Source organism: Pedobacter borealis DSM 19626, from assembly GCF_000708285.2.
Classification (GTDB): Bacteria; Bacteroidota; Bacteroidia; order Sphingobacteriales; family Sphingobacteriaceae; genus Pedobacter; species Pedobacter borealis.
In genome coordinates this window covers 1-2,677 of record NZ_JAUG01000179.1, presented here as the reverse complement: position 1 = coordinate 2,677, position 2,677 = coordinate 1, and the positions used below count along the sequence as shown (strand labels likewise).

At 38.8% G+C, this 2,677-nt stretch carries 3 protein-coding genes; 1 reads left to right on the top strand and 2 read right to left on the bottom strand.

Going from position 1 to position 2,677, the window contains the following annotated elements:
- Nucleotides 1-605 precede the first annotated feature (605 nt).
- Nucleotides 606-971, bottom strand: a complete 366-nt coding sequence (locus AW17_RS23270; protein ID WP_029280742.1) for a winged helix-turn-helix transcriptional regulator — start codon at nucleotides 969-971, stop codon at nucleotides 606-608.
- A gap of 99 nt (nucleotides 972-1,070) precedes the next feature.
- Between AW17_RS23270 and AW17_RS23265 the strand changes: the two genes are divergently transcribed.
- Nucleotides 1,071-1,601 (top strand): NAD(P)H-dependent oxidoreductase, encoded by a 531-nt coding sequence (locus AW17_RS23265; protein ID WP_029280740.1) that lies wholly within the window; start codon nucleotides 1,071-1,073, stop codon nucleotides 1,599-1,601.
- A gap of 220 nt (nucleotides 1,602-1,821) precedes the next feature.
- Here the strand turns inward: AW17_RS23265 and AW17_RS23260 are convergent, their stop codons facing one another.
- Complete coding sequence (locus AW17_RS23260; RefSeq protein ID WP_029280738.1) at nucleotides 1,822-2,478, bottom strand: tetratricopeptide repeat protein; 657 nt, start codon at nucleotides 2,476-2,478, stop codon at nucleotides 1,822-1,824.
- Nucleotides 2,479-2,677 lie beyond the last annotated feature (199 nt).

The window sequence follows — 2,677 nt, the reverse complement described above, 5'->3', positions numbered from 1 at the left end:
TATTATAGCGAGCGCCTTAAACCCCTATCCGCCTATCGGCACCTTTCCCCTGAAAGGGAAAGGACTAAAAAACAAATTACCGCACCCTGCAGTGTGCACCATGCGATCTGCATCATGCTATCCGGCCTAGCAGATTTTCGCAGGAAAAAGCACGGAAATCTGTGCAGTTCCCCTCATTACCCCACAGCCCAAGGCAGGATCAAGCGGGTGCGCTCGGATAAGCCAGGGTAAGAGCCTCGATACTGCCGCGATTAAGATTTCCGTAGATTTTTACAAGAAAAGATGCGAGCCTTGATTGTTTGTTTCTTTATCATCAAGGATAAAGAAAGAGCCCCTTCGGCGGCGGCGAGCCGAGGCAAGACTGCGCAAAGGGCAAAACCTGCCAAGACAATGCATTATGAACGCTTTAAGATTAGCTTCGCTGAGCACTTCGTGGTTCCGTCTGCGCAGGATCCGATAGCTATCTTATGACGACCGTGTTATAGCGAGCGCCTTACCCCCCTATCTGCCTATCATTTTCAAACCTTCCGCTTACCCCTCGGGGTATTCTCTTCGAATAAAAGAGATAAACATTGAGTTTTGGATGCTGAGCTTAAATAAGCAGATCAAAACTCGCCTAACAGACTTTTATGTTTTACGCCCCAACTTTCGAGTGCATTGATAATCGGCCTCAATTCGAGGCCAATTGCGGTTAGTTCATATTCCACCCGTAGCGGAACTTCGGCGTAGATGGTTCGCTTCACAATTTTATCTTCTTCTAATTTGCGTAGCTGTAAGGTTAACATTCGCTCGGTAATATTTGGCAAATGTTTTTTTAACTCACCAAATCGGAGTTTACCGTTCATTAACCACGAACAGATCACCAAAGCCCATTGCCCACCAATAATGTTGGCCGCATAAACTTCTAAACACTCATCAGCTAAAGCTTGTTTATTAGCATAGTTGGTTGAGGTTTCCTTGATTTTAGACATGCTTACATTTTTTATAGTACCTTACAATTGGTTGCTAATTTACAAAATAAGCGGTTATGCATTTATTTTTGAGCTTTATAATCATCATAATTTGTAAAAATGAAAACATTGATCGTTGCAACCCATCCCGATATTAAAAGCTCCGTAATCAACAAACGGTGGATTGAAGAATTAAACAAATACCCTGATAAATATCTAGTCCATCAACTGTATGAGGCATATCCAGATGAAAAAATTGACGTATTGGCAGAACAAAAGCTGGTTGAACGACATGACAAAATCGTATTCCAATTTCCCTATTATTGGTTCAATTGTCCCTCACTGTTAAAAAAATGGATGGATGAAGTACTCACTCATGGATGGGCCTATGGCAGCAAAAGCGGTTTCAAATTGGCTGACAAAAAAATTGCCCTGGCCATTTCATTGGGCGTTGAAGAACACGAACTACGTCCATCAGAAAAGTATAAATATACATTAGCAGAATTAACCCGTCCGTTCGAACTTTCATTTGAATATGTAAAAGCCGATTACCAACCCCCGTTTGCTTACTACGGAATGGAGCATAACACGTCTAAAAAATGGGTAGAAGAAAGCATTCCATTGTATTTAGATTTTTTAGATTCGTTGTAATGGTAAGATATATTGATTACCATGTAATGAGGTTTGCTTATTAACCACTTCGATTTATTGGGTGTAGTGCGTTTTGTATTTTTGAAATCGGTTAAAAATTAAGGGTTAACCTCAAAAGACACAAAGAGTATAAAAGAAAAGAGAGAGTAAGTTGCGAATTAGCTAACAAGGAGCGTATAAATCCTGTGGTTAAATTAAGATAATTTGATAACTCACTAGATTATAGAGAGTTTAATACATCCTCATCGTTAATTTTTCCACTAATCAGCATCTTCACCTCTTCCATATTTTGATAACTGGTTTTTTCAAGTGCCGCCAATGTTTGATCACGCTCCTTTTTTTGATGATTCAAATGGTAGGCAATAACTAAATTTGACAGAATTACGGGATTTTTACCTACATCATCCTTTTCTTTTGCGATCTCTCCCAATTCAATAGCCCTAGCAAAATTTCGGTTTTTAATTTCTACAACGGATAGGCTGGTATATACACTTGGGTCATCTGGATTTAGCTGCAGGGCCCTTTCATAATATGTTCTGGCCTTTGCATAATTTCCTTTCATTCTTTCAACAACACCTAAACCTACAATGGTACGTTCGTTTTGATCATCCAACACAAGTGCTTTTTTATAAGCCTGTTCGGCACCCAGGGTATCATTGAGTTCAACGTTGACCAATCCTAAATAAGACCAACATTTAGGAGAATCGGGATGATCCTTCAAATAACGCTTCAATGCACCTTTTGCTTTTTCATATTCACCTGCATAGTAAAACTCATTTACCTTTGCAATGGTTGTATTTTCTGGCCCCCTAAAAAGTTTCTTGCCAATAAAAAATGCTACTACAAAAAATACGATAGCAATTAATTTTTTCTTCATTGATGAGTACAGTTAAAATATGAATTAATCCTGTCTTCCGCACTGGGACACCCAGTTTCAAAAGTTGAATAATTGGCTTAAGTATTTCTGCTCTTCATTCAAGATTAAAGTTTGCTCGACCACTTCATTATTTAATGGATTAAGAACCTTCAATGAATAAATAGTTTTTGCAATTTCAATCGCTTTCTCTGGACTAAGA

Excerpts from the sequence above, each read along its gene's own strand:
- AW17_RS23260 (WP_029280738.1), bottom strand. The coding sequence starts at position 2,478 with ATGAAGAAAAAATTAATTGCTATCGTATTTTTTGTAGTAGCATTTTTT.
- AW17_RS23265 (WP_029280740.1), top strand. The coding sequence starts at position 1,071 with ATGAAAACATTGATCGTTGCAACCCATCCCGATATTAAAAGCTCCGTA.
- AW17_RS23270 (WP_029280742.1), bottom strand. The coding sequence starts at position 971 with ATGTCTAAAATCAAGGAAACCTCAACCAACTATGCTAATAAACAAGCT.